At 33.9% G+C, this 26,706-nt stretch carries 24 protein-coding genes; 5 read left to right on the top strand and 19 right to left on the bottom strand.

Features of this window, described 5'->3' with window-relative positions; all coding sequences use genetic code 11:
• Nucleotides 1-219: 219 nt before the first annotated feature.
• From rpe to B0A67_RS17125, 13 genes are all read right to left on the bottom strand, one after another.
• Complete coding sequence (rpe, locus tag B0A67_RS17185; protein ID WP_072954891.1) at nt 220-882, bottom strand: ribulose-phosphate 3-epimerase; 663 nt, start codon at nt 880-882, stop codon at nt 220-222.
• Nucleotides 883-1,300: 418 nt separating this feature from the next.
• Nucleotides 1,301-2,164, bottom strand: coding sequence for a sigma-70 family RNA polymerase sigma factor (locus B0A67_RS17180; RefSeq protein WP_007804760.1), 864 nt, complete (start codon nt 2,162-2,164; stop codon nt 1,301-1,303).
• Nucleotides 2,165-2,249: 85 nt separating this feature from the next.
• Nucleotides 2,250-3,797: a porin family protein gene (locus B0A67_RS17175; protein WP_072954887.1), complete on the bottom strand. Its 1,548-nt coding sequence runs from the start codon at nt 3,795-3,797 to the stop codon at nt 2,250-2,252.
• On the bottom strand, nt 3,787-4,338 hold the full coding sequence (locus tag B0A67_RS17170) for an RNA polymerase sigma factor (protein ID WP_072954884.1): 552 nt from the start codon (nt 4,336-4,338) through the stop codon (nt 3,787-3,789). The genes B0A67_RS17175 and B0A67_RS17170 overlap by 11 nt, the downstream gene beginning before the upstream one ends.
• Before the next feature lie 60 nt (nt 4,339-4,398).
• Entirely contained in the window at nt 4,399-5,724 is a 1,326-nt protein-coding gene (locus B0A67_RS17165) for a hypothetical protein (protein ID WP_072954880.1), read from the bottom strand.
• Between the two features lie 164 nt (nt 5,725-5,888).
• Nucleotides 5,889-6,140 (bottom strand): hypothetical protein, encoded by a 252-nt coding sequence (locus tag B0A67_RS17160; protein ID WP_072954877.1) that lies wholly within the window; start codon nt 6,138-6,140, stop codon nt 5,889-5,891.
• Nucleotides 6,141-6,334: 194 nt separating this feature from the next.
• The gene (locus tag B0A67_RS17155) at nt 6,335-7,081 is read right to left on the bottom strand and encodes a LytR/AlgR family response regulator transcription factor (protein WP_072954873.1); all 747 of its coding nucleotides are present in this window, start codon (nt 7,079-7,081) and stop codon (nt 6,335-6,337) included.
• The gene (locus B0A67_RS17150; RefSeq protein WP_242670981.1) at nt 7,074-8,732 is read right to left on the bottom strand and encodes a tetratricopeptide repeat-containing sensor histidine kinase; all 1,659 of its coding nucleotides are present in this window, start codon (nt 8,730-8,732) and stop codon (nt 7,074-7,076) included. The genes B0A67_RS17155 and B0A67_RS17150 overlap by 8 nt, the downstream gene beginning before the upstream one ends.
• 160 nt (nt 8,733-8,892) lie before the next feature.
• Nucleotides 8,893-9,321 (bottom strand): hypothetical protein, encoded by a 429-nt coding sequence (locus tag B0A67_RS17145; RefSeq protein ID WP_072954866.1) that lies wholly within the window; start codon nt 9,319-9,321, stop codon nt 8,893-8,895.
• 224 nt (nt 9,322-9,545) lie between these two features.
• Entirely contained in the window at nt 9,546-11,681 is a 2,136-nt protein-coding gene (locus B0A67_RS17140) for a polyribonucleotide nucleotidyltransferase (protein ID WP_072954862.1), read from the bottom strand.
• A 223-nt stretch (nt 11,682-11,904) separates the two neighbouring features.
• Nucleotides 11,905-12,171 carry a 30S ribosomal protein S15 gene (gene rpsO / locus B0A67_RS17135; protein ID WP_041516556.1) on the bottom strand — a complete coding sequence of 89 codons (267 nt, stop codon included), beginning with the start codon at nt 12,169-12,171 and terminating at the stop codon, nt 11,905-11,907.
• An 88-nt stretch (nt 12,172-12,259) separates the two neighbouring features.
• Nucleotides 12,260-13,213, bottom strand: coding sequence for an energy transducer TonB (locus tag B0A67_RS17130; protein WP_072954859.1), 954 nt, complete (start codon nt 13,211-13,213; stop codon nt 12,260-12,262).
• 37 nt (nt 13,214-13,250) lie between these two features.
• Entirely contained in the window at nt 13,251-13,706 is a 456-nt protein-coding gene (locus B0A67_RS17125; protein WP_072954856.1) for a GAF domain-containing protein, read from the bottom strand.
• Nucleotides 13,707-13,964: 258 nt separating this feature from the next.
• Here B0A67_RS17125 and B0A67_RS17120 point away from each other — a divergent pair, with 258 nt between their 5' ends.
• The 4 genes from B0A67_RS17120 (at nt 13,965) to B0A67_RS17105 (ending at nt 17,679) form a co-directional block, all read left to right on the top strand.
• Nucleotides 13,965-14,363 (top strand): HYC_CC_PP family protein, encoded by a 399-nt coding sequence (locus B0A67_RS17120; RefSeq protein ID WP_072954853.1) that lies wholly within the window; start codon nt 13,965-13,967, stop codon nt 14,361-14,363.
• A 108-nt stretch (nt 14,364-14,471) separates the two neighbouring features.
• Complete coding sequence (locus B0A67_RS17115; protein ID WP_072954851.1) at nt 14,472-16,478, top strand: TonB-dependent receptor plug domain-containing protein; 2,007 nt, start codon at nt 14,472-14,474, stop codon at nt 16,476-16,478.
• Nucleotides 16,479-16,526: 48 nt separating this feature from the next.
• Complete coding sequence (locus B0A67_RS17110) at nt 16,527-16,868, top strand: heavy-metal-associated domain-containing protein (protein ID WP_072954846.1); 342 nt, start codon at nt 16,527-16,529, stop codon at nt 16,866-16,868.
• 130 nt (nt 16,869-16,998) lie between these two features.
• Nucleotides 16,999-17,679 carry a DedA family protein gene (locus tag B0A67_RS17105; RefSeq protein WP_072954842.1) on the top strand — a complete coding sequence of 227 codons (681 nt, stop codon included), beginning with the start codon at nt 16,999-17,001 and terminating at the stop codon, nt 17,677-17,679.
• A gap of 331 nt (nt 17,680-18,010) precedes the next feature.
• On the opposite strand, the gene rodA is transcribed toward B0A67_RS17105, so the two are convergent.
• The 6 genes from rodA to purH all read right to left on the bottom strand — a co-directional run bounded on the left by rodA (nt 18,011) and on the right by purH (nt 25,251).
• Nucleotides 18,011-19,246: a rod shape-determining protein RodA gene (gene rodA, locus B0A67_RS17100; protein ID WP_072954839.1), complete on the bottom strand. Its 1,236-nt coding sequence runs from the start codon at nt 19,244-19,246 to the stop codon at nt 18,011-18,013.
• Nucleotides 19,247-19,260: 14 nt separating this feature from the next.
• Nucleotides 19,261-21,213 (bottom strand): penicillin-binding protein 2, encoded by a 1,953-nt coding sequence (mrdA, locus tag B0A67_RS17095; protein WP_072954836.1) that lies wholly within the window; start codon nt 21,211-21,213, stop codon nt 19,261-19,263.
• Nucleotides 21,210-21,716: a rod shape-determining protein MreD gene (locus B0A67_RS17090; protein ID WP_072954833.1), complete on the bottom strand. Its 507-nt coding sequence runs from the start codon at nt 21,714-21,716 to the stop codon at nt 21,210-21,212. The genes mrdA and B0A67_RS17090 overlap by 4 nt, the downstream gene beginning before the upstream one ends.
• Nucleotides 21,709-22,533, bottom strand: coding sequence for a rod shape-determining protein MreC (mreC, locus tag B0A67_RS17085; protein WP_072954829.1), 825 nt, complete (start codon nt 22,531-22,533; stop codon nt 21,709-21,711). Before mreC ends, B0A67_RS17090 begins: the two co-directional genes overlap by 8 nt.
• 108 nt (nt 22,534-22,641) lie before the next feature.
• Nucleotides 22,642-23,670 (bottom strand): rod shape-determining protein, encoded by a 1,029-nt coding sequence (locus tag B0A67_RS17080; protein ID WP_072954825.1) that lies wholly within the window; start codon nt 23,668-23,670, stop codon nt 22,642-22,644.
• A gap of 54 nt (nt 23,671-23,724) precedes the next feature.
• Nucleotides 23,725-25,251 (bottom strand): bifunctional phosphoribosylaminoimidazolecarboxamide formyltransferase/IMP cyclohydrolase, encoded by a 1,527-nt coding sequence (purH, locus tag B0A67_RS17075; protein ID WP_072954821.1) that lies wholly within the window; start codon nt 25,249-25,251, stop codon nt 23,725-23,727.
• A gap of 165 nt (nt 25,252-25,416) precedes the next feature.
• Between purH and B0A67_RS17070 the strand changes: the two genes are divergently transcribed.
• Nucleotides 25,417-26,664: an ABC transporter permease gene (locus B0A67_RS17070; protein WP_072954818.1), complete on the top strand. Its 1,248-nt coding sequence runs from the start codon at nt 25,417-25,419 to the stop codon at nt 26,662-26,664.
• Nucleotides 26,665-26,706: the final 42 nt, after the last annotated feature.

Raw genomic sequence — 26,706 nt, 5'->3', positions numbered from 1 at the left:
TATCTGTATTAATCTTTTTAAATCTGCGTGAAAAAATAATTCATGAATTGCTTCGCTTTTTTGCTATCGCCCGGTCCGTGGCAAAAAAAAAAATCTACTTAAAAGATTTAGATAGAGTTAACCATGATTTTGCTGATTTTCTTACGAAGATAGGATAGGTTTAATTTAATAAAAAAGCCGAAGATTTCTCTCCGGCTTAGTTTTTATGTCTTTTGAAACTTAGAAAGTTGTCAATGCTTTTAATTCTGCAATCGTCTGAGTTGGATTCTCTGCCTTGAAAACAAAGCTTCCTGCAACTAAAACATCAGCTCCGGCTTCTACTAATTGTTTTGCATTTTTACTGGTAACGCCACCGTCAATTTCGATAATCGTTGAAGCGTTTTTGCGAGTGATTAAAGCTTTTAGTTTTTTTACTTTATCATAGGTGTTTTCTATAAAGGATTGTCCTCCAAAACCAGGATTCACACTCATGATACAAACTAAGTCAATATCGTTTATAACATCTTCTAGTAAGTCGATGTTAGTATGGGGATTGATCGCAACTCCGGCTTTCATTCCTTCAGCTTTAATGGCCTGAAGAGTTCTGTGAAGGTGTGTGCAAGCTTCGTAATGAACACTCAGAATATTGGCGCCCAAATCTGCAAAAGTTTTGATGTATCTGTCCGGATCAACGATCATTAAATGTACATCGATTGTTTTTTTAGCATGTCTTGAAATTGCTTCTAAAACCGGCATTCCAAAAGAAATATTCGGAACGAAAACACCATCCATAATATCTATATGAAACCAATCAGCCTGACTGTTATTGATCATTTCGATATCACGTTGTAAATTGGCAAAATCAGCTGCAAGAACAGAAGGAGCAATAAGTGTATTCTTCATTGTGTAGTTGTGTGTTGTGTTATTTTTTGCAAAGATAGATTTTTTATGACTTACATTGAAATTTAACCGCAAAGTCCGCAAAGATTTACGCAAAGTTCACAAAGTTTTATGCTGAAGGTTTTGGTGAATTTACAAAGTTCGCAAAGTTGGATCAACGCAAAGCTTTGCGAGCTTTATGTTTTTACAAGACCCAAAAGATAAAAAACCTTTGCTGACTTTGCGGTTAAATGAATTTTCAATTAAGGCCAATAAAAAACTCCGGTAATCAGCCGGAGTTTCAATCATCAATCAAAAAACGAACAGTCAATCAAACTGTTGTTTGCTTTAAAGTCCAATATAAGCACTTTCGTAATAAATTCCAAATCCCAATACAATAATTGGAATTTGGAATTTAAAAATATTGGATTTATTTTTTTAATTATCCTAAGTAAGTTTTAAGGATTTTACTTCTTGAAGTATGTTTTAATCTGCGGATTGCTTTTTCTTTAATCTGACGAACACGCTCACGAGTTAAGTCGAAAGTTTCTCCAATTTCTTCTAAAGTCATTGGGTGCTGATCGCCAAGACCAAAATACAAACGAACAACATCTGCCTCTCTAGGAGTTAATGTTTCTAATGAACGTTCGATTTCAGTACGTAATGATTCGTGAATCAACTCTCTGTCCGGGTTTGGAGATTCTCCAGAACGTAAAACGTCATAAAGGTTAGAATCTTCTCCCTCAACAAGTGGAGCATCCATAGATAAGTGACGGCCAGAGTTTTTCATAGACTCTTTTACATCATTTACTGTCATGTCAAGTTCTTTTGCAATTTCTTCAGCTGAAGGCGGACGTTCGTTAGATTGCTCTAATAAAGCGTACATCTTGTTGATTTTATTGATAGAACCAATTTTGTTTAATGGTAAACGAACAATACGGGATTGTTCAGCCAAAGCCTGAAGGATCGATTGACGAATCCACCATACAGCGTAAGAGATGAATTTGAAACCACGAGTTTCATCAAAACGTTGAGCCGCTTTAATTAAACCTAAGTTTCCTTCATTAATTAAATCCGGAAGAGTTAATCCTTGATTTTGATATTGTTTAGCAACCGATACAACGAAACGTAGGTTGGCTTTTGTTAATTTTTCTAAAGCTCTTTGATCACCCGCTTTAATTCTTTGTGCTAATTCTACCTCTTCATCAGCGGTAATTAGGTCAACTTTTCCAATTTCTTGTAGGTATTTGTCTAACGATGCAGTTTCACGATTGGTTACCTGCTTGGTGATTTTAAGTTGTCTCATGTTTTTTGTCTCCTCAATTTTTAAGTGTACAAATGATTATACGTATGAAGTATCAAAAAAGTTACAACTAAATGAAAAATATTTTTTAAAATTTATATGTTACGCCAGATTGTATCGATACACTGTAAGGTTTTGCCGTATTATCTTCATTGTATGTGGTAAGATAATATTTGAAAATTGGATTAAAATCAAGCTGAAATTTTTCTGTTAGCCTATAATTAAAGCCTAATCCCAGATTAAAAGACAAATTGGTTTCTGAAAGATTTTTTAGTTCTCCAATTTTTTGATTTTTAAAGTTTTCCGAAGAAAAGGATAGTTCATTCTTATCCAAAATTAAAATGCTAAAACCTGTAAAAGCTGCTGCACCAAAACGGCTTTCGTCTTTTTTTAAGGCATAATTAAATTCTAAAGGCATTTCATAATAAGAAATTTTTTGTTCAAATTTTCCTTCGCCATCATTTTTAATAAAATTATCAATATCTACGCTGTTATAATTATTCATTGTTATGTTTTCATATCTTAGAGCAGATGGATCATTGACGGTGGTAGCAGTTTTTAAATTTATTTTGGAAACACCCACTTTAAAGCCAATTTTACCATACATCGATTTAAAGTAAAATCCGTAATGAGATGTTATTGGGTGGCTTTTGGAGAAATCATTAAAACCTTTGTTAATCATAGATTCCTTTGCTAATGATCCGGAAATCGCCGGCCCATAATAAACAGAAACAGAATATTCAGGATCTGTTTCACTCTTTTGCTTTGGATAATCCCTTTTTACGTATTCACGTTTTGGAGTTGATTTTCTTTCTGGTTTCTTTAGTAAAGTGTCTTTTTTGACAGTATCTGTTTTTGCAATACTTAATAAAGGTTCATTTATAGTTTCTTCCTTCAATTGAATTGTATTGTTAATTGAGTCTATTGGTTTGGATATAATTGTTTTAGATTTTTTAGGCACCTTATTAATTGTTTTCTTTTTTGAATTTGAAGCTTTCTTTTTATTACTGCTAATCAACTTCTTCGTAGGTAATTTTTTAGTAATTTTTGTGTTTGACGCTTTTTGAGTAGTAGTAATTGTTTTGTTCTTTTTTACAATTACTTTATATTTTTTCACTACTTCATATTCTTCATAATCTTCTGTAGATGTTATTAGTTTTGAAGATTGTTTTATTAATTTCTCAGATCTACTTTTTTTAATGGTAGTTTTTGTTTCAGTAGATGGACCTATTGTTGTTTTTGTTGTTGGTTTAGATTGAGATACGATTAAATTTGTTTTAGTATCCCGAACTTTTATTGTTTTTGAATTGACAGATTTCCCAGGTTGAGATACTGTAGTTTGTTTTGTTTTAGAGGCTTTATCTTTATCCTGAGAAAAATTGGGCTTAGAAACAATTCTGTCTTTTTTCTGAACATTTTCAGTATTAGTTTTACTTTGCTGAGTTTGTTCAAAAAATAAGATTGAAGTTGTAATAGCGGTACATAATAAGATTGGTAAAAGCCAGAATAAAATTTTTCTTTTTCTTTTTTTATTTAAATCAGTTTCAATTGATGCCCATAGATTATCACTTGGTTTCTTGTCCAGAAGTGCCAATTTATCTTTGAATATTTTTCCTATTTCGTTTCTATTTTCCATGATTTGATTTGTAGTTATGGAATGGCTTTTTTGAAGTGATTTTTTCTTTTAAAATTATTTTGGCTCTGTGTAAATTAGATTTCGAAGTGCTTTCGCTTATCGAGAGCATTACTGCAATTTCTTTATGAGAGTATTCGTCTAATTCATATAAATTAAAAACTAATCTATATTGATGGGGGAGTTCTTGTATAAGTGATAACATATAATCCAATGAAAGATCTATTTCGTTTTCTTCTATAAAAACATCTTGAGAAATGTCGTCTTTAATAGGTGTTAAAAAGGAGGAATCACGATATCGGCTAATGGCTTTATTGATCGTAATTCTTTTCATCCAGCCTTCAAAACTTCCCGAACCCTTATAATTTTTGATATTGGTGAATATCTCAATAAAAGCGTCATGAAGATTATCTTCAGCTTCAGAATCATTTGTACAGTACTTTAAACTCGTTACAAAGAGAATTTTGTAATATAAGTTATAGAGTTCTTCCTGTGATTTCCGGTTTTGCTTAATGCACCCTTTTATGAGTTGATCTAAATTCAAAAATGAAAATGTTTAATGGTTTTTAAATATAGGAATTAGAATTACCTTTCGGCAATTAAATTAAAAGTATCTTATTGCTCTGGCTTTGACCGTACCTTTTTCCGGAATTTTTGATGTAACGGTTTTTTCTCCGGTTTTAAAATCAACTGTAGACACCGTATTTGCATCAATTTCTGTAGAGCTCCAGTAAACTGAATCCTGGAAATTTCCTAAATTGTTTAAATATAGGTTTTTGTATACCAAATCAAGTTCATCTGCAGAAGGCAGAAACCAATCGATAAAAACATCCTGAATTTGTTTTATGGCATCTTTTGCTAGTAAAGTTCCGTTATTAGCATTATTGCAAATAGATGGATTTGCGTAGTAATTTGCAAGGTTATCATGATAGTTAATAATCTGGGCGGTATTATAGAATCCGGTTCCTAATTCAGTATTTCTTGCGTTCGGTATCGCCGAAGCAGCGCATCCCCATTCATTATCCTTTAGATCTTTTGTTGCGACTTCCATGTACCTCCATCCAAATGTATATTCGCCTTTGTCGTAAAAAACGATTCCTTTTGCGGGTCCAGTATCTCCAACTTTATACTCTTTTCTCGATTCGTATATGAGTTCCAGTTTAATGTCTTTAGGATCTGTTTTTATAGTGATATTAATCCCGTCTACTTCTACTTCGCGATCAATGTTCCAGTATTTTGCTACTTCGGAATCTCCTTCTAAATTGATGTTAATATGTAGTTTGTCATCAACAAATAAAAAGAAAAACGTTCCGTAATATTTTTGGGTGTTATAATAAAAAAGCAAATAGCCTCCCGAATTTACTAAAAAGCTTCCGCTAAAGTAAGTATTGTCTCCTGTTTCAGAATATTTAATTCTCCAGAAATATTGTAAAGGATTTTGAGTTGGAGGAACCAACAAGTCATTATAATATCTTATAATGTCTTCTCTACTGCAGTTTTTTAGAGCGATAGCCAATTCGGTATTATTATTAACGGTATACTTTGTACCATCTTCTAAAGTTGTTGCTATAGGATAGCTTATGCTTAAAGATTGCCCGTTTGGAAGGTTTTCCAGAATTTTACTAAATTCGACATCGCTGTGTATATTGGTGGAGCCTATACCGTTTAAATTATTGTCATATATTCTTAAACTCAAAGGATAAACAAATTCTACACAAGGAGGAACTTCTCCGCCTTCAAGAGCTTTGCTGGTTGTTGCTTTTTGCAAAGTAATATACAGCTCAGAACTTTTTTCGATTATTTTGCCAGGTGTTCCTGTATCGATACTTGCTGTTTCGCGCCAGTTGTCTTCGAAATTAGAGCATCCGAATATTAAAGCGATTACTAATAAAGAAATTACTACTGTGGTTGTTTTTATAAAGTTTATCATTTTGATTATTTTTAGCCTGGTTCTAATTAATAGTAGCTTAAAATCAAAAAGGTTGCGTGGTAAATAATAAAAAATAAAAAGTTCCAATTCAAGAATGAAGAATTGGAACTCTGGATATAAAGAAGAACGGGGCAAACGGGATTCTAAATTATTTTGTATATGTTTTATTCGGATAAGTCATCATAGGCATCCAGCATATCGTCGAATATCTTTTTCAGGGATTTGATATAAATGGGAAATGCGATGAATAATAATATATATTCCTTTCTGAAAACCGTAATGTCATCCAGGATTTCGTATAAACTGGGGATAATTAAGGTTAATGAAACAGCAACACCAACCCACGGATTGTTTTTTATTTTTCTTAAAATGTCTAAAATTTTCATGTCCGGTTGTTTGGTTAGTGCAATTTTCATTTTAGGCTTTTTTGATTTTGGGGTTTCGTAGGGTAAAAGTAATTTTGATTTCTTCCGTTGGGGTGAAAAATGTCACGAAAGCCTTTTTTCATGTCATGAAATCTTTAGAAATGCTTGTGTATTGGGATATTTCTTTCAAAACAAAAAATCCTCCCGGAATGGAGAGGATTTGTAAAAATGTCTTTGGAATTTTTCTAGGATAAGATATTCATTTTTTTTAAAAAATCTTTATACGTATCGCTTAGGTTTATTTTATGTTCTCCTTTCAGGATGATCAGATTGTCTGCCAGAATAATTTCTTCGATTTTGTCTGTGTTTACAATAGTGTTGCGGTGTGTTTTTACGAATTTATTTTTATCCAGTAAAGTGCTTATTTTGGTTAGGGAGATCTGAATGACAAATTTTTCTTTTTCGGTAATAATATTGCAATAGCGTTCTTCGACTTCGATATATAAAATGTCGTTTATGGCGACTTTTTTTAGTGAGTTTTTCTTCTTGATAAACAAGTAATCATTGCTAATTACGGTGTCTTGTTCTTCGCTCATAAAAACATTCGTTTGAGCATAGAATTTTTCGACGGCCATTTCTATGGCATATAGAATTTCAAGTTCATTAAAAGGTTTCATCAAAAAACTAAAAGGCTTGGTAAGTTTTGCTCTTTCAAAAATTTGACGATCCTGCGAACTGGTCAAAAACACAAATGGTTTCGAAGCGTTAGGAATAATGTTAATAGATTCTGCAAAAGTGATTCCATCTGGTTTTCCGTCCAGAAAAACATCTATAATAATGATATCTACCGTATTCTCGTAAAAAAGTTTTAATGCATCGGTAAAGTTGGCAGCAACGCCTGTAATGTTGTAATTGTTCTCTACCAGGACTTTAACAAGTGCATCGCTTTGTTCTGGAGTATCTTCTATAATTAAAACATTAATATTATCCATTTGTTTTTGTTTTTGGAAAACTTAATATCATTTTAGTTCCCTTGTTAATTTCACTTTCTATAACTAAAGTACCACTATTTTTTTTGATCATTTGTTTGCACAATTGCAATCCTAAACCGGTTCCTATAATTTCGGAGTTGCTTTTTTTGGCTAAAAGTTCTCCTTCCTGCAGTAATTCTTTAATCGTGTTTTCGCTCATACCAATTCCGTTGTCTTCGATTATAAGATCGCAAAAATCAGGATTATTTTCTTGTGTATAAAAACTTATTTTGCCATCTTTATTAGAAAATTTAATGGCATTGTCGAGTAAATTTCGAAGCACAATCTTTGAAGAATCAAGATCGACAAAAATAAAGATATTTTTCGAAACCAAATTTTCAAAAGTAATGGCTTTGTCCAGAAGCAAAGGTTTATAGTTGTATTCGATTTGCTGTACAATAGAATATAAGTGAATTGATTCTTTATGAAAATACAATTGTTTCGTTTGCAGCATCGCCCAATGCAGTAAATTGTCTAATAAACTGTAAGCGCCATTGGCAATCGTGCTATTCTGGATAATAAGCTGGTGGAGCTCATCATAATTTTTAGTTTCGAGTGTGGCAGATAATTTAGCATTACTCGTTTTTAATGCGTTTACAGATGATCGCAAATCATGGCTTACAATAGAAAACAACTGATCTTTAGTGGCATTAAGTTCGTCGAGTTTGTTTTTTTGCAGTAATATAGTTTTCGCATTTTTCACTTTTTGACCGTACAAATAAACTCCTCCGGTTAAAATTAGTAGTAAGCCTATTGAGGCAAAAAACAAACTGTTACGTTGGGTGTCTTTTAGCTTGTTCTCGACTTCTAGTACTTTAATCTGTTTTTGTTTTTGCGCTACAGCAAACTTTTTTTCGTAATCAGCGACTGCCCATATTTTGTTTTGATTGTATATGGAATCTTTCCAATCCTCTGATTCTTTTCGATAGACCAAAGCTTTTTTGTAATTACTTCTATTTTCTTCTACAACGGCCATGTTGAATGCTGTATTTTCTTTTAATTTGAAATCTTTTATATCTTTTGATAATATATAAGCTTTTTGAAAATAGTATATCGCTTGTTGGTCCTTGTATTGTTTGTAATAAAAATTTGCTATATTAATGTTAGCACGAATTACACTTTTTGTAACCTGTTTAGGATTTAATAGAGCATCTTTTCTTAGGTAAGATTCTGCTTTAGTAAATTGATTTAAGTGTAGGTAGCATATTCCAATACATGTGTATATGTCGGCTATCTCGCTTTCATCTCTATGATTTAATATTTCGGTTTCAGCCCTTAAAAAATAAATAATTGCTTTTTTGAAATTTTCTTCAAAATAAAACAATTTTCCAATATTATAATCTACTAAATAATAATATTGGAATGATTTGTTTACTGAGTTAAATTCAACGCTTGCTTGTTCATAAAGGTCCTTCTTTTTTAGAGAATAGCCTCTAAAATAGTGGCAGTAATCTTTTGTTTCTAAATTAGGACTAGAATTCAATTGCTTCATCGAGTAGACTAGGGTTGAATCCCATTCTTCTTTTATGAAAAAAGATTGTGCTTTGTCAAAGTTAATTTCATTTTTTAATGAACTTGCTTTTTTTTGAATAGCAACTTCAAAATAATTCAAATCATTTTCTTTTTGTGAAAAAACTATTAAAGGAAAAAAGAGAAATAGTAAAAGAAAATTATGTGTTTTTTGAATCATTATCAAGTATTTATTACAATTCGGTAATCATCAATAAAGTTATGTAAATCTATCAATGCCTAAAGAAGCAGTTATTCTTAAATTAATCAGGTATACTTGTTTTTGTACCTCTTGATATTTTTGGATCATCTCCTAATCCACCTCCTACATGAGTTTGTGAATTTAAATTTTTCAAATAAGAAATAACTTCAGTGATGTTCTTAACGGTTTTAGAAGTATAATCGATTTCTACATACCAAACATCATAAGTTTCAGGTGATTCATCATCCCAGTCGTAGTCAAAGAAAATTTCGAAAGTATTGCCTTCTTCTGAGAGGCTTCCAACAACCGGAGTCTTAGATTCTCTGGAATTAAGGTAGATAGTAGCACAGATTTTTAATGTGTCAACATTGCCATTTAAGAAATGGGTTGCTGAAGCTAAAGGAGGGACCGGTAAAGTAAGGTTTTCGGTGTCTGTAAACTTGAAATCGTCTCTGTTGATTTTTGTAATCTGGATAACGTTAAATTCCATAATAGGGTTTTTAGGGTTAATATGTTTGTTTTTGGTAGGTTAAAGATATTTTTTTTCTTTGAATAAAGGGCAATTTTTGGCATGTTATTTTAGTTTTATTCGAGTTAGAAATAAAAGGTAATATATTTTTACTGTTATTGTTTTAGAGTAAAAACGAAAAACCCCAATTCAACTAAATGAACTGGGGTTTTCTATGAATAAACCTTTAGTAAACTAAGATCTGATTACTCTTTTTTCTCCTCACGTGGAGGTCTTGGAAGAAGTGCTTTTCTTGACACTTTTTCTTTTCTTGTTTTAGGATCAAGTCCTAAGTATTTCACCTGGAATACATCTCCCATGTTTACTACATCAGTAACATTTTCAGTACGTTCCCAAGCTAGTTCAGATACGTGAAGCAATACTTCGTTTCCTGGTGCAGCAGTATATTCTACTACAGCTCCAAAATCAAGCATTTTGATTACTTTAACTTCGTAAGCTTCTCCCATTTGAGGTTTGAAAGTGATAGATTGAATTTTTGCCAATACCGCTTCAATTCCTGCAGGATCTGTACCTAAGATTTCGATAACACCTTCTTCGTTTACTTCGTTGATCACGATAGTTGTTCCTGTAGCTTTTTGTAATTCCTGAATTACTTTTCCGCCAGGTCCAATTAATGCTCCAATAAAGTTTCCAGGAATAGTTCTGGTGATGATTTTAGGAGAGTGCGCTTTAACATCTGCATTTGGTTTAGCAAGAGTTTCAAGTAACTTTCCTAAGATATGTAAACGTCCGTCACGAGCCTGAGCCAAAGCCTGCTCCATGATTTCGTATTTCAATCCGTCAATTTTGATGTCCATTTGACAAGCTGTAATACCTTCTGAAGTTCCAGTTACCTTGAAATCCATATCTCCTAAGTGATCTTCATCACCTAAAATATCAGATAAAACTGCAAAACGATCACCATCAGTAATCAATCCCATTGCAATTCCGGAAACCGGACGAATCATTTGAATACCGGCATCCATTAAAGCTAATGTTCCGGCACAAACTGTAGCCATAGAAGATGAACCATTAGATTCCAATACTTCAGAAACAACTCTAATCGTGTATGGATTTTCAGCAGGAATCATGTTTTTCAATGCTCTTTGTGCTAAGTTTCCGTGACCAACTTCTCTTCTTGAAGTTCCTCTTAACGGACGAGCTTCTCCTGTAGAAAATGGAGGGAAGTTATAGTGCAAATAGAATTTTTCTTCTCCTTGTTCAGATGGTGAGTCAATTTGGTTTGCTTCTCTTGATGTTCCTAAAGTTGCAGTTGCCAAAGCCTGAGTTTCTCCACGTGTAAACAATGCAGAACCGTGTACAGATGGTAAATAATCTACTTCACACCAGATAGGTCTGATTTCTGTAGTTTTTCTTCCGTCAAGACGAGTTCCTAAATCTAAAGTTACATTACGAACAGCTTCTTTATTGGTTTTGTAGAAATACTTAGAAACCAGGTCTCCGTTTTCTGCCAATTCTTCTTCTGTAAACAACGCTTTTACTTCTTCTTTTACAGCATCAAATGCTGCAGAACGTTCGTGTTTAGCCGAACCTTTACTTGCAATAGCGTAAATTTTATCATAAGCCGCTGCTTTTACTTTTGCGTAAATAGCATCGTCAGTTTTTTCAGTTTCATAAGTACGAACTTCTTTTTTACCAAAAGCAATTGCTAATCTTTCCTGAGCAGCAATTTGTACTTTAATATGTTCGTGAGCAAATTTAATTGCTTCTAACATTTCAGCTTCTGAGATTTCTTTCATTTCTCCTTCTACCATTGCGATAGAATCAGTCGAAGCTCCAATCATCATATCTATATCAGATAATTCTAATTGTGCACGAGATGGATTGATGATAAATTTACCGTCAATTCTTCCAACTCTGGCTTCAGAAATCAAAGTTTCAAAAGGAATGTCAGACAAAGCAAGTGCTGCCGAAGCGGCTAGTCCTGCTAATGCATCCGGCATTACTTCTTCATCATGAGACATTAACTGAATCATAACCTGAACTTCTGCGTGATAATCACTTGGGAAAAGCGGACGTAAAACACGGTCAACTAATCTCATTGTTAATACTTCGCTGTCGCTTGGGCGAGCTTCTCTTTTGAAGAAACCTCCCGGGAAACGGCCAGCTGCTGCAAATTTTTCACGATAATCTACCGTCAACGGTAAAAAGTCGATACCCGGACTTGCTTTTCTTGATGATACAACTGTACCTAAAATAACAGTTTTACCAATTCTTACTACTACAGAACCATCAGCTTGTTTGGCTAAACGTCCTGTCTCGATTGTGATGCTTCTGCCATCACCTAAATCGATACTTTCTACAAATAATTGTGGAATCATAAATTTTTTCCTTATTGGTTATACAATGGGTTTTAGTTGTGTTGTAGTTGTTGTGTGTAGTTGTTGTTTATTCTAAAACCCAATGAAAAACCAAACTTTTTAGCCCCCCAACCCCCAAAGGGGGAGCTTATAAATCATAAAAATATCTTTTGATATTTCCCCCTTTGGGGGGTTGGGGGCTAAAAACAAAAAGAGGCACTTTCGCACCTCTTTTCTATATTGATTATTTTCTGATATTCAATACTTTGATAATCTCACGATATCTGTTGATCTCTTTCTTTTTCAAGTAATCAAGCAACGATCTTCTTTTACCTACTAATAGTACTAATGAACGCTCAGTGTTGTAATCATGACGATTTTTTTTCAAGTGCTCAGTCAGGTGACTAATTCTGTAAGTAAACAATGCGATTTGAGCTTCTGCTTTTCCAGTGTTTGTTGCTTCACCGTGCTGTGCGAAAATCTCTTCTTTTTTCTCTTTAGTTAAATACATTCCAATATTATTTAATGATTTTTATGTATGTCATACATCTATTGTAAGACGGGTGCAAAATTAGTACTTTTTTTTGAAAAAAAGAATTTTATTGCCCATTTTTTGTAATTGTGATAGGTAAGGAGTAAAGAACTCGTACCGGAATGCCTCTTTTTGTACCCGGATTCCAGCTTTTGGCATTTTTTATAGCCTTCATTGCAATTTCGTCTATTCCGTAGCCCACTCCTTTTAGGATCTTTGGTTCAACTAGGCTTCCGTCTTTATCTACAATAAAAGTCATGTATATTTTTCCGTATGCTTTATTTCTTGCCTCTACCGGGATATACATCGATTTACCAATATAACTATAAAATGACTTTATGCCTTTTTTAGGAACGGGCCGCTGTTCAGCAACAGTATAGGGGTGTTCAATATGCAAAGAATCTATGGATATCCCTGAAACCAGTTTGCCATTTTGATGATTTTCTGTAAAACTGCATTTTGATTTTACATACTTACCTTTCCAGATTCCATCTCTTAAACCATTTTTTACTTTTCCGGCTTCTTCTATATACTCGTCTTTATAGTCAAGATCTCCGTTGCCTGAAATGATTTGTTGTTCCTTTTGAGCGTTCCAGTAATTGTTTAATTTATAATCTGTCTCATCATCTTTAGTGGCGAAATATTCAAATTCAGATTTTATGTTGCCGTTTTCATACCAGTTAAATTCCTTTCCGGTTTTTTTGTTGTTCTGATAATTAACGGTTGATTTTTTGTTTCCGTTTTCATAATAGTAAACAAATTGGCCTTCACGTTTGATAACATCTTTGTCTGTGGTAGTGCCAATCATCTTTAAAGCCTTGGATTTGTAGTATTCTTTTAAAACGTAAGCCTTTTTGTCTGAAAAATATTCTTCAACAATTCTGATGTATTTATAGTTGTCTTCTGTGCTTTCGACCCAGGAAGAGTCCAGATAAGTGATCTTATCTGCAGGAGTTGCAGTTTGGGAAAATAGCTTTGTTGAAATTGCGAAGAAAATAAAAAAGCGTAAAATTAGTTTCATAAAGAGTTAAAATTAAAGTTACACGAATGTATTATTTTTAGTACAATGTAGCAACTTCCTGATTTACAAATTCTAAAAATCTTTCGTCAGCTTCTGTAAAAGGATCGATTACATGGCTGTCAATATCGATTTGACCAATATTTTGTCCGTTAACAAATAAAGGGACTACAATTTCAGATTTAACTGTAAAGCTGCAGGCGATATAGTTGTCTTGTGCGGCAACATCCGGCACTACAAAATTAGCGTTGCTTTCGGCTACTTGTCCGCAAATTCCTTTTCCAAATGGAATCACCGTATGGTCTGTTTCAGCGCCAACATACGGGCCTAAGTGTAATGTTTTGGTCTCGTGATTGGCAAAATAAAAGCCTACCCAGTTATAGTATTCTATATTCGCGTTTAGAAGTTGGCAGACCGATAATAATTTTTCGTCTCTGGTAGCTTTATCGTCAGCAACAATAGCGCTTATTTTTGGTTGTAATTCTTGAAATGTCATGATGTAAAAATTTTATACAAAAGTATTTAAAGCTAATCTCAAAAAATGCATAAAGATGAAAAAAATTTCTGTTAAGAAAGACAGGATACCATTTAGGTTTTTTCGATCCTATATATTAAGGAGTAATAAAAATATATTATCCGGATTAATGAGTGTTGTAATGCGGTAAGTATTGTTGGTTTATTGTCGGTAATACAGATTTAAAAAAATAACATTTTATTTAATCTTTTTTTAAGTCTTTTTAGGTAATTTTGCGGCATGAATTTAAAAAAGTGCACAGGACTATTTTTAGCGGTACTCTTGTTGGTTTCCAACATTGGGTTTGCTTTTGATGTGCATTATTGCGGAGGTAAAATTGCTTCTGTTTCATTAAATACTTCCGTTGCTGCTTCTTCTGAAAAGAAATGTTGTGGTGTCTCTGAGAAAGAATCTTCTTGTTGTAAAGACAAAGTAGTTCACTTTGAGAAAAAATCAGATAACGCCACCCTTAAATTTTTCTTTTTTCAATTTGCTTTTGCGCCTGTAGTACAGGAGTTTAAATCGGTTGTTTTTATAGCAATGCCAAGCTTTAAAAGCAGTCAGGTCATTTCGTATTATTCTCATGCGAATGCGCCTCCTTTATTTAAGTTGTATAGTCAATATATTTTTTATTCCTGATTTTAATGTTTTAGAATCAAGCCTTCTTTTGGCTTGTACTATGCTGTTTGTTTCTCAGATTGAGATCCGCTCTAACAGCCTTTCTAATTACTATTAAAATCTTTTTTTATGAAAAAAAATATTATGCTTTTGAGTGTAATTTTACTTTCTGCTGCTGCTTTTTCGCAAGAGAATTTAGAGGAAGTCAAAATTTCAAAAAAGCAAAAAGGAATAAAAAAATCCTATACGCTTACCGCAAATACAACTGTTATTACGAGCAAAGAATTGCTTAAGGCGGCTTGCTGTAATCTGGCCGAAAGCTTCGAAACAAATCCGTCAATAGATGTGAATTTTTCTGATGCCTTAACGGGAACGAAGCAAATAAAAATGCTGGGTCTGACAAGTCCTTATTTAATGATCACCGAGGAGAATATTCCTTCTGTCCGTGGAGCTTCTCAGGCTTATGGTTTGTCATTTACACCCGGAACATGGATTGAAAGTGTTCAGATTACCAAAGGTGCCGGAAGTGTGGTGAATGGTTACGAGAGTATTTCAGGACAAATAAATACCGAGCTTTTAAAGCCTTTAAATGATGTGCCGTTCTTTTTGAATGTTTACGGTTCTACCGATGCCCGTTTTGAAGTCAATACTCATTTTAATAAAAAACTGTCTGATAAATGGGCGACAAGCCTGTTTGTTCACGGAAATGCCCGTGTTGCAAAAAATGACATGAATGATGATGGGTTTCTTGATAATCCCTTGGGTAAACAAATCAATGTCCTGAACCGTTATCAATATTATAATCCTGAAAGTGGTTTGGTGAGTTTTATCAATTTCAGGTATATGAATGATAAAAAACAAACAGGAGAAGTTGATTTTGATAAAGACAGGGATCGCGGAACCACAAATCACTGGGGATCAGAAATCAATACAGAACGTTTTGACGTGTCTACAAAAATAGGCTATGTTTTTAAAGACATGCCGTATCAGAGTATTGGTTTTCAGAATGCTTTTAACAGCCATAATCAAAACTCTTATTTTGGATTGAATTTATACGATATCAGACAGAATAGTTTTTATTCTAATTTAATTTTCAATTCGATTATCAATAATACAAAACACAAGTTCTCGACCGGTTTAAATTTTAGTTACGATCAGTATCAGGAATTTGTTAATGTAACAGATTACAGTAGAATTGATAATTCTGTTGGTGCATTCTTTGAATACACGTATGATAACAATGATAATTTTAGTTTGATTTTAGGAGGAAGAGTAGACAATCATAATCGTCTTGGTTTCTTCGCAACACCTCGTTTGCATATGAGATACAATCCCTGGAAAGATGGAGTGCTTCGTTTTTCTGCGGGAAGAGGAAAACGTTCCGCGAATATTTTTGCTGAGAACCAACAGCTCTTCGCAAGTTCAAGAACGTTCTCGATTTTAGATACCAGTGGAAAAATTTACGGATTGAATCCTGAGATTGCATGGAACTATGGTGTGAGTTTTTCTCAGAGATTTAAGCTTTTCAGTAAAAATGCTGAAGTTGCATTTGATTTCTATCGTACCGATTTTCAAAATCAGGCCGTTGTAGATTTGATGCAGAGTCCGCAGGATGTTTCGTTCTATAATTTAAGAGGAAGCTCTTTTGCAAATAGTTTTCAATTTGAGTTTAATTATGAGTTGGCGAATCATTTGAATTTAAGAACGGCATATAAATATTATGACATTCAAACAGATTATTTGACTGGAACTTTTCAGCGTCCGCTGCAGGCAAAACATCGTTTTTTAGCCAATCTTGAATACGAGACGCATTTGAGGGATGGAAAACAATGGAAGTTTGATTATACTTTTAACTGGTCCGGAAAACAACAGTTGCCTTATACGGCATCAAACCCGATAGAGGATCAGTTTCCTGATTTTTCACCGTCTTATGCTGTTATGAATGTTCAGGTTACGAGAGTAATTTCTCCGGTTTTAGAAGTATATGTTGGGGGAGAGAATATAGGAAACTACAAACAGCAAAAAGCAATTTTAGGCGCCGGAGATCCTTTTGGTCCTAACTTTGATGCTTCTATTGCGTATGCTCCAATTTTTGGACAAATGTATTACGCCGGATTACGATTTAAAATAAAATAAAGAATTCAATTTCAAAAATCAATTTCACTAACAATAAAAAGGATTAACATGAAAAATTTAATTTTAATTGCAATGATAGCTTTTTTAGGATTTTCAGCTCAGGCTCAAACTAAAAAAAATAAGAATTTAAAATACACAACCGAAGTAAATGGCAATTGTGAGCAATGTAAAAAGCGAATCGAAAAAGCGGCTTTTAGTGTTCCGGGAGTAAAGTCTGCTTCATGGGATATTAGTTCACATCAATTGGCGGTAATTTTAAACGAAGAAAAATCATCTCCGGAAGATTTGAATAAGGCTGTTGCCAAAGTAGGGCATGATACTAAGGACGTTAAAGCAACAGAAGCTGATTACGAAAATTTACATTCTTGCTGCAAGTATGTAAGAGAATAATGATCTTGAGGGCCCAAGTGTAAACTTGGGCTTTTAAATAGTTAATTTATCTTTAAAATATCTCAATTTATTGGTGTTGAACCAAATTATTGTTAATTTCACGAACTTATAAATATAACCAAACGCATTTATGAATAATTTTGATTGGAGTCAATTAATTAACCCTGAATTTTATATTACGTTAAGCATCGGAGGTGTTCAAATTGGTTTATTTATTGTCTTGTTTATAGTTTTTGCAGAGACAGGACTTTTTGCAGGTTTCTTCCTTCCGGGAGATAGTTTACTTTTTTTGGCAGGTATTTACAGCCGTGATCTGATGTTGAATGTTGTTGATATTCCGGCAGATTTTATAAACGTTTTTGTGCTTTCGACTCTGGTTGCCATAATGGGAGTTTTAGGTAATATGACGGGATATTGGTTTGGTGCCAAAAGCGGATATTATTTGTTTAAAAAAGAAGATTCTTTCTGGTTCAAGAAAAAGTATTTATTACAATCTAAAGATTTCTTCGAAAAATATGGTGGTAAAGCGATTATCTATGCGCGTTTTCTTCCAATCTTCAGAACATTTGCCCCAATCATAGCGGGTATCGTTTCTATGGATAAAAAGAAATTTATGTTCTATAATATTTTGAGCTCTTTCTTATGGTCATTTGTCTTAATTTTTGCAGGACATTATTTATATGGAGTGTTCTTAAAACAAGGAATTGATCTGAAACACCATATCGAATATATCATTATCATAATTGTTATCATATCTACATTCCCGGTTTTGGTAAAGCTTTTAAAGAAAAGACCAAGCGAAAAGATATAATTAAAATATATAATACAAAAAAGTCCGAAGTTCAGAACTTCGGACTTTTTTTATGCCTGAATATGATTTTTTTGCCTTGCCAACATCGAAATATTGAGCGGCCATATATTGTTTTATTATTATACCTAACCCAGGGTTGAAGCCTTGATCTATGTTTGAAATTGATTCTTGTATTTGAAGTTTTGTGCCTTGTTGAACTAGAAGTATATGAAGTTCGAAAATAGCGCTTAAGACCTACAAATTCAATGGATTTTGTTTCGTACTCTGGCGATTAATTGAGTTTAGAATTGGAATTTGGAATTTTTTTATTGGATTTTTTCGGGAAAGCAGACTACCATTCATTTACTTTATTGGCATCCATTTTTAAGAAGATAAACAATAAAATAGTGAATCCCCAAAGTCCGGAACCTCCATACGAAAAGAACGGCAACGGAACCCCAATTGTTGGAAAAATCCCGATAACCATCGCGATGTTTACAAAAAAGTGAGTGAATAAAATTCCGGCAACACAATAACCATAAACTCTGCTGAATTTTGTTTTTTGTCTTTCGGCCAGATAGATTACTCTGAGCAATAAACCCACAAAAAGCGCGATTACAACTATTGATCCTGCAAAACCCCATTCTTCACCAACGGTTGTAAAAATGTAATCTGTGTGCTGTTCAGGAACGAATCCTCCTTTGGTTTGGGTTCCTTCAAGAAAACCTTTTCCAATCCATCCTCCTGATCCAATAGCGATTTCAGATTGGTTGGTGTTGTATCCGATACCTTTCATATCTACAGTTTTACCCAGTAATATGTTGAAACGGTCACGGTGGTGCTGTTTGAAAATATGGTCAAAAACATAGTCTACGGATAAAACAAAAGCTGAAATAATGGCTAATAAAATACCGCTTAAAATTATATTTCGATCAACAGCCCTGCCTTTAAAGTGTATGATAATTAATACTCCCAAAGCAATTAGAATAACAGCGTAAGGTTCTAAAACAAGCGTTAAAACGAATAGTAATATGGTGATAAAACCAGTCCAGACATACCATGAAGGCAATCCTTCTCTGTATAAAACAACAATAAAAATACTGTAGATTAAAGCACTCCCGGGATCGGGTTGTGGTAAAATCAATAATACAGGCAGAAATACAATAGCCAGAGCCTGAACTTGCCTGTTTACATCTTTCAGATTGATTTGTGTGTCGCTTAGATATTTTGCCAATGCCAATGATGTAGCGGCTTTTGCAAACTCAGAGGGTTGTATGGTAAAACTCCCTATAGCGTACCAGCATCTTTGTCCGGCAATGGTTTTTCCAAAAAGGAATAAACCGGCTAAAGACAATAGTGAAACTCCAAAAATAATGCTGGCATATTTTTCGTAGAATTTACCATCAACAAAAAGTACTATAAAAATCAAAGGGATTGTACAGCCAATAAAGATTAACTGTTTTTGATAAGTTCCGTCCGTAGATAATAATGATGAGGAATAAATGTTTAGCCACCCCAGTATTACCAACGCAGTGTAAATAAAAACACTTATCCAGTCAATGTTATTTTTTATACTTTGGTTTTTCATTTGAAATAATAATATTAATTTTCTTGGGTGGTGTCTAAAGGTACTTTTTTAACTTCTACTTTTGGCTGTTTTAGCATTTTAGCTTTCATGACAGAGTCTTTTGGAGTAGATTCAATCGCGCTCGCCGCAGTCATTCCTCCTAATTTTGCATATTCGCTTACAAGACTTTTGTTTAATACCCTAATTTCTAAATCAGTTCTTGAGATTTTCTTTCTCAGGTATTTTTCGATCATCAAACTTGCGATTGGTCCGGCAACTGTAGCACCGAATCCTCCGTTTTCAATCATAATTGCGATTGCAATTTTAGGATTGTCTTTTGGGGCAAAGGCTACGAATATCGAGTGATCTTTAAGCTGTGTTCTTTTTCCGTTGATTTTAGCAAAATTCTCTGCTGTACCTGTTTTTCCGCAAATATCAATACCTTCAACTCTTAATGCGCGTGCAGTACCAAGGTTGTAAACATCAAATAAACCGCTGATAACCGGAGGAAAATATTTCTGATCTATCGTTGTAACATGTTTTTCAGTGAACTTAGGATCTATTTTTTTACCTTCTATCTTTTTAATGATATGAGGCGTATAATAATAACCTTGATTCGCTACTGTTGCCATCATGTTAGCAAGTTGAATCGGGGTCATTAAAACCTCTCCCTGACCAATAGAATTCGATACAATTGTGGTGCTTCTCCAGCCTCCGTTAGGGTATATTTTTTTGTACGTTTTAGATGTTGGTACATTTCCTCTTTTACCAATTGGTAAATCATAACCCATAAACTGACCCAGTCCAAAACTTTTTATGTGATTGCTCCAAACATCTACGGCTTTTGCGGGATTGGCATATTTGTTAATCGTGAGCATATAAGCCTGAGCAAAATAAGTATTACATGAATTGTAGATACCGTTATGCAATTGGTGTGGGCCAAAACCGTGACATTTCATAAAACGGCCTCTACCGTAACTAAATCCGTGGTGACACATGAATGTAGTTTGTTCGTTGATTACGCCTTCTTGCAAAGCAACTAATCCGGTAAGGATTTTAAATGGCGAACCTGGAGGGTATTCTGCCAGAAGTCCTCTGTCGTATAAAGGTTTTGCTATAGAATCGTGATATAAAAGCGTATAGTTTTTAGATCTTTGTCTTCCTACTAAGATACCCGGATCGTAAGAAGGTGCAGTAACTAATGCTAAGATTTCTCCTGATTTAGGTTCGATAGCAACAATTCCCCCTCTTTTATTAATCATTAATTCTTCTCCGTACTTTTGAAGTTCAGAATCAATCGTCAAGTTGATGTCTTCTCCGGCAACAGCGATAGTGTCGTATTTACCATCCTTATAAGAGCCAATTTCTCTATTGTATTTGTCCTTCTGGATGTATTTTACACCTTTTATTCCGCGTAAAACTTCTTCATAGTTTTGTTCGACACCTTGTTGTCCAATTAAATCTCCACTATTATAATACGGGTTTTTGGCTATTAAACGTTCGTTTACCTGTGTAATGAATCCAAAAATATTAGCGCCATAATCTACTTCGTAATCACGAAGTGATCTTTTTTGGAAATAGAAACCTTCGTATTTTCTGATTTTTTCCTGAAAAGCGGCAAATTCAGATTTGTTTAATTGCGGTAAAAATACAGACGGTAATCTTGGGCTGTATACTTTGGCCTTTGCTATGCGCTTATCATAATCTTCTTTGGTAATATTTAATAACGTGCAGAACTCGCTAACATTTAAGTCCTCCTTGATTTCTCTCGGAATAACCATGATGTCGTAAGAAGCCTGATTGGCCACTAATAATTTTCCGTACCTGTCATAGATGTATCCTCTTTCAGGGTAGTCGTACTGTTTCTTTATTGCGTTATTATCTGATTTTAATTTGAAAGAATCGTCTATAATTTGCAAATAAAATACCCTCATCACAAGCAAGGATGCTGCGATAATAATTAAAGAGGGCAGCAGAACTTTTCTCATCGTTTATTGGGCTTAATAAGGTAAATTATTATAATTGAAGTGATTATTGTAAATATAGAACTAAATAAAGTGCGGAGCAAAATGTCCCAGATAAATCTAAACTGAAATGCTTCTAGTATAAACAGTACAATATGATGTAATACAACAGAAACCAGGATAAATGAAAATCTCTCGGGAGTTAATGAATCATTCAGCTTTATGGTTTGATATTCGTAACTAAGTCCAAATGAGAACTTAAAAATATAAGGTCTGTAATAGGCGAGAATAACACAGGCTGTAGCGTGAATTCCTCCCGAATTGCAAAACATATCCATTGTTAGTCCAAGTAAAAAGCTCGAGAAAATTAGTCCCGCCTTGTTGCCGTTTACCGGATACAAAATAATGTATAGGATGTATGGGAAGGGACTTATATACCCTAAAAAATTCATATTATTGAAAATAACAACTTGAATTGTTAGTAACATAATAAAACGAAGAATATTGACTAACAAAGCGCTATTCATTTTTTTTCTTGTTTTCTAAATTAATAAGTTCCTCTCTGTCCCTGCTTTTAATAATATAAACGTGTCCTAAGTTGGTCATATCGTTAAATAGTTTAACGTTTATGACATAGGAGCTAGTGTTGGCTTTTGTTGAAATCTTATCGACGGTACCAATGTTAATTCCTTCAGGAAAAATCACAGATTGACCACCTGTAACGATTGTATCTCCTTTTCTGATAGAAGCTAATCTTGGAACATCTTCTAACTGAACAAATCCGGTACTTTTTCCGTCCCAGGTTAAAGAGCCAAAATGATTTGATTTCTTTAATTTTGCATTAATATGCGATTTCATATTCAAAATACTGACTACCGTAGCGTATCTTGGCGAAGTATTATCAATTATACCAATAATTCCTAAGCTGTTGATTACTCCCATATCCGGCTTGATTCCGTCATTTGCTCCGGAATTTAGCGTGATAAAGTTCTCGTGCGTATTGTAGGAGTTGTGAATTACTTTTGAAACAATAATATCTGCAGGTTTTACACCTTTGATAGTATCCGGCGGCGGAAGTTTTGTAGTATCTTCTTTATTGAATAACAGGCTTTTTAATCTTGCATTTTCAAGTACAAGTTCTTCGTTTTCAGTTCTTAAATTCAAATATTCGTTTACACGGTTGATTTTTTCATAAACACCACCGCTTAAAAAGTTAGCGGAGCTGATTACTCTGCTTCTGTGGTAAGAATGGGATTGAATTGTGAGCGCCAACGAAATGCCTAAAAGCAGCAAAAACAGCAATCGATTACTGTTTCTTATAATAAAATTAAAAATTTGCTGCATTTCTTGTTCGATTATTTTGTTTCAGGATATGCTTTTGGGTTCAAGTTTTACAAGAGTCAAATAAATAAAATTTGACTCTTGCAAGAATATGTTTATTTGTTTAGTGTCTTATTTGATTAAGATACTTTTGAATTTTGCAATGTTTTTAAGTGCCATTCCGGTTCCACGAACTACAGCTCTTAACGGATCTTCGGCAATATAAACCGGTAGATCTGTTTTTAGCGAAATACGTTTGTCAAGACCTCTTAACATAGATCCGCCACCAGCTAAATAAATACCAGTGTTATAGATATCTGCAGCTAATTCCGGAGGAGTTTGAGATAACGTTTCCATTACAGCATCTTCAATACGCTGAATCGATTTGTCTAATGCTTTAGCAATTTCACGGTATGAAACATCTACTTGTTTAGGCTTACCGGTAAGTAAATCTCTACCCTGAACTGACATATCTTCTGGAGGGCTCTCTAAATCTTCGATAGCAGCTCCAATCTGAATTTTTATTTTTTCAGCAGTACTTTCTCCAACAAAAAGGTTGTGTTGAGTACGCATATAGTAAACGATATCATTTGTAAAAACGTCACCTGCAATTTTTACAGATTTGTCACATACAATTCCACCTAAAGCAATAACTGCAATTTCTGTAGTACCACCTCCAATATCAACGATCATGTTTCCTTTTGGCTGCATAATGTCGATACCAATACCAATTGCTGCTGCCATTGGCTCATGAATCAGGTAAACTTCTTTACCGTTTACTCTTTCACAAGATTCTTTTACAGCTCGCATCTCTACTTCAGTAATACCGGAAGGAATACATACTACCATTCTTAAAGCTGGAGTAAACATTCTTTTTTTCAATGCAGGAATACTTTTAATGAACATATTGATCATTTTTTCCGAAGCATCAAAATCAGCAATTACACCATCTTTCAACGGCCTTATGGTTTTGATATTTTCATGCGTTTTACCTTGCATCATATTGGCTTCCTTACCAACAGCAATGATTTTGCCTGATATTCTATCACGTGCAACGATTGACGGACTATCAATAACAACTTTATCATTATGAATGATTAAAGTGTTTGCGGTACCAAGGTCTATCGCAATATCCTCGGTCATGAAATCAAAAAATCCCATAAGTTTTTTAGGGGTTTAAAATGTTATAAATTATTTTGAACAAAGTTAAACAAATTAATGTTTAAAATGACGCGTTCCTGTAAATACCATTGCAAGATTATTTTCGTTGCAATAATTTATGCTTAATTCGTCTTTTATTGAACCTCCCGGCTGAATTACAGCTGTTATTCCTGCTTTTTTAGCTAATTCTACACAATCCGGAAACGGGAAAAATGCATCACTTGCCATAGAAGCGCCGGTTAAATCAAATCCAAAAGCTTTAGCTTTATCTACAGCTTGTACCAAAGCATCAACTCTTGATGTCTGGCCTGTTCCTGAAGAAATTAATGTTCCGTTTTTTGCAAAAACAATCGTGTTTGATTTTGTGTTTTTACAAATTTTTGAAGCAAATATCAAGTCTTCTATTTCCTGAGCAGTAGGCTCTGTAATGGTAACGGTTTTTAGATGCTCTTTAGTATCTGTAATATTATTTCTGTCCTGAATTAACAAACCATTAAGACATGTTCTTACTTGTCTTGAAGGCAATTCAACTTCATTCTGAACTAATATAATTCTGTTTTTCTTTTCTTGTAAAACTGCAATTGCATCATCATCATAACTTGGTGCGATTACTACTTCACAAAACAATTTGTTGATCTCCTGAGCAGTAGCTAAGTCAATTTTAGTGTTTGCAATCAAAACGCCGCCAAAAGCAGATGTAGGATCACAAGCCAAAGCGGCTAAATAAGCCTCGCTAATCGTTTTTCTTGAAGCTAAACCACAAGCATTGTTATGTTTTAAAATAGCAAAAGTTGGTCCGTCAGTTTTAAACTCGTTGATTAAGTTTACTGCAGCATCAACATCTAATAAATTATTATAAGACAATTCTTTTCCGTGAACTTTTTTGAACATCGCGTCAAAATCGCCAAAGAAGAAACCTTTTTGATGAGGATTTTCTCCGTATCTTAAAACCTGACCGCCTTCGATACTTTCTTTGTAGATCGTTTCGTCAGTGTTGAAATAATTAAAAATAGCACCATCATAATGAGACGAAACATGGAATGCTTTTGTAGCCAGCAATCTTCTGTTCTCAAGAGTTGTTGCTCCGTTTTGTTCTGTAATTAAATCCAGAAGCAAACTGTATTCGTTTACCGAAGCTACAATTACGGTGTCTTTGAAGTTTTTTGCACCGGCACGAATCAATGAAATTCCGCCAATATCAATTTTTTCAATAATATCCTGCTCACTTGCACCTGAAGCAACCGTTTTTTCAAACGGATACAAATCAACAATCACCAAATCAATCTGAGGAATATCAAATTCCTTCATTTGTTGAACGTCACCTTCGTTATCCTGACGGTTTAAGATTCCACCAAAAATTTTTGGGTGTAAAGTTTTTACTCTTCCACCAAGAATTTCAGGAAATGAAGTGATATCTTCAACCGGAACTACAGGAATTCCAAGGTTTTTAATAAAATCTTCTGTTCCCCCAGTCGAATAAAGTGTTACGTTTTGTTCGTGTAATTTTCTAACTATTGGCTCCAGTCCGTCTTTTGAAAAAACAGAAATTAATGCCGATTGTATTGTTTTAGTTGTGCTCATTGTGTAGTTATGATTTTCAGACTGCAAAAGTAGTTTTTTTATATATTATTTTAAAGAAAATTAATGTAACATTATGCTAAAAAAATCTACTGATGAGTAAGTTAACTTTTATTAGGTTTTTGTTTTTAATTTATTGAATTTTACTTTAATGAAAAATACACATACATGCTTGTTTATCTAAGGTTATTAAAAGAAAGTTTCCGCTTTGCCATAAACGCTTTGCGAAATAATAAATTACGTACCTTATTGTCACTGTTGGGAGTTACGATTGGTATTTTTTCGATTATAGCAGTATTGGCTGCGGTAGATTCCTTAGATCGGAAAATTTCAAAAGATCTGAGCAGCTTAGACAAAAACACAATTTATTTAATGAAATATTGTTTCGGACCTTCAGATATTCCACAATGGAAAAGAGAGCAGTTTCCGAATGTAAAATATGATGAGTATATTAATTTAAAAAATTCACTCAACAATACAGAGCAGGTAGCGTACCAGCTTTTTGTAAATCATGAAACTTTAAAATACGATTCGAAAACCGTTAGTGATGTAAATGTCGTTCCTTCGTCTAACGAAATGGTCGATATCGAAGGACTGAGTTTTGATAAAGGAAGATTTTATAATGAATCAGAATCAAACTCAGGAAGTCCGGTAATTGTTTTAGGGTATGATATTGCCGAAGGACTTTTTGGTACAAGTGATCCCATTGGTAAAAATATTCGTTTATACGGGCAGCGCTTTACGGTAATTGGGGTAATTGCCAAGCAAGGCGCCGGTTTTTTCGGGAATAGCAATGATACATCTGTTTATTTGCCAACCAATTTTTTACGCAGAATGTATGGCGACAGCGATTCGATGACTCCTGTGATTGTTCTGAAGCCTGTAAAAGGAGTAGACATGGAAGCGTATAAAGCTGAAGTTGCTCAGAAACTAAGAGCAATTCGTGGAATGAAAGCGGGCGAAGCTGATAATTTTTTTATAAATGTACTTTCTGGTTTTACTGACTTTGTAGACGGAATTTTAGGAAGTTTGAGATTTGGAGGGATTTTTATAAGTTTCTTCTCGTTCCTGGTTGGTGGTTTTGGAGTAGCCAATATTATGTTTGTTTCTGTAAAAGAACGTACGAACTTAATTGGGATTCAGAAATCTTTGGGAGCAAAAAACAGGTTTATATTGTTTCAGTTTTTATTCGAAGCAGTTATACTTTGTTTAATTGGCGGAATAATCGGGTTGCTGATTGTTTGGTTAATGTCTGTTCTTTTGACCAATTTATTAGATTTTGAATTCGTATTAAGTTTCTGGAATGTGATCATCGGAGCTGGATTGTCAATTCTAGTTGGCGTGATTTCAGGAATTTTACCGGCAATTTCAGCTTCAAAATTAGATCCGGTTGAAGCGATCAGAACCGGAATGTAAAATACAATTCTGAAAATTTCATCTTTTTACAACTTCGTATTT

Source organism: Flavobacterium aquidurense, from assembly GCF_002217195.1.
GTDB lineage: Bacteria > Bacteroidota > Bacteroidia > Flavobacteriales > Flavobacteriaceae > Flavobacterium > Flavobacterium frigidimaris.
This window is presented reverse-complemented; position numbering and strand designations above follow the sequence as displayed.

Bases quoted from the DNA above. Each gene is read 5' to 3' on its own strand.
- B0A67_RS17125 (WP_072954856.1), bottom strand. From the start codon at position 13,706: ATGACATTTCAAGAATTACAACCAAAAATAAGCGCTATTGTTGCTGAC.
- purH (WP_072954821.1), bottom strand. From the start codon at position 25,251: ATGAGCACAACTAAAACAATACAATCGGCATTAATTTCTGTTTTTTCA.
- rpsO (WP_041516556.1), bottom strand. From the start codon at position 12,171: ATGTATTTAACTAAAGAGAAAAAAGAAGAGATTTTCGCACAGCACGGT.
- B0A67_RS17180 (WP_007804760.1), bottom strand. From the start codon at position 2,164: ATGAGACAACTTAAAATCACCAAGCAGGTAACCAATCGTGAAACTGCA.
- mrdA (WP_072954836.1), bottom strand. From the start codon at position 21,213: ATGAGAAAAGTTCTGCTGCCCTCTTTAATTATTATCGCAGCATCCTTG.
- B0A67_RS17115 (WP_072954851.1), top strand. From the start codon at position 14,472: ATGAAAAAAAATATTATGCTTTTGAGTGTAATTTTACTTTCTGCTGCT.
- B0A67_RS17160 (WP_072954877.1), bottom strand. From the start codon at position 6,140: ATGAAAATTGCACTAACCAAACAACCGGACATGAAAATTTTAGACATT.
- B0A67_RS17155 (WP_072954873.1), bottom strand. From the start codon at position 7,081: ATGGATAATATTAATGTTTTAATTATAGAAGATACTCCAGAACAAAGC.
- rpe (WP_072954891.1), bottom strand. From the start codon at position 882: ATGAAGAATACACTTATTGCTCCTTCTGTTCTTGCAGCTGATTTTGCC.
- B0A67_RS17130 (WP_072954859.1), bottom strand. From the start codon at position 13,213: ATGAAACTAATTTTACGCTTTTTTATTTTCTTCGCAATTTCAACAAAG.
- B0A67_RS17145 (WP_072954866.1), bottom strand. From the start codon at position 9,321: ATGGAATTTAACGTTATCCAGATTACAAAAATCAACAGAGACGATTTC.
- B0A67_RS17080 (WP_072954825.1), bottom strand. From the start codon at position 23,670: ATGGGATTTTTTGATTTCATGACCGAGGATATTGCGATAGACCTTGGT.
- B0A67_RS17165 (WP_072954880.1), bottom strand. From the start codon at position 5,724: ATGATAAACTTTATAAAAACAACCACAGTAGTAATTTCTTTATTAGTA.
- B0A67_RS17110 (WP_072954846.1), top strand. From the start codon at position 16,527: ATGAAAAATTTAATTTTAATTGCAATGATAGCTTTTTTAGGATTTTCA.
- B0A67_RS17070 (WP_072954818.1), top strand. From the start codon at position 25,417: ATGCTTGTTTATCTAAGGTTATTAAAAGAAAGTTTCCGCTTTGCCATA.
- B0A67_RS17175 (WP_072954887.1), bottom strand. From the start codon at position 3,797: ATGGAAAATAGAAACGAAATAGGAAAAATATTCAAAGATAAATTGGCA.
- B0A67_RS17105 (WP_072954842.1), top strand. From the start codon at position 16,999: ATGAATAATTTTGATTGGAGTCAATTAATTAACCCTGAATTTTATATT.
- B0A67_RS17090 (WP_072954833.1), bottom strand. From the start codon at position 21,716: ATGAATAGCGCTTTGTTAGTCAATATTCTTCGTTTTATTATGTTACTA.
- B0A67_RS17120 (WP_072954853.1), top strand. From the start codon at position 13,965: ATGAATTTAAAAAAGTGCACAGGACTATTTTTAGCGGTACTCTTGTTG.
- B0A67_RS17140 (WP_072954862.1), bottom strand. From the start codon at position 11,681: ATGATTCCACAATTATTTGTAGAAAGTATCGATTTAGGTGATGGCAGA.
- rodA (WP_072954839.1), bottom strand. From the start codon at position 19,246: ATGAAAAACCAAAGTATAAAAAATAACATTGACTGGATAAGTGTTTTT.
- mreC (WP_072954829.1), bottom strand. From the start codon at position 22,533: ATGCAGCAAATTTTTAATTTTATTATAAGAAACAGTAATCGATTGCTG.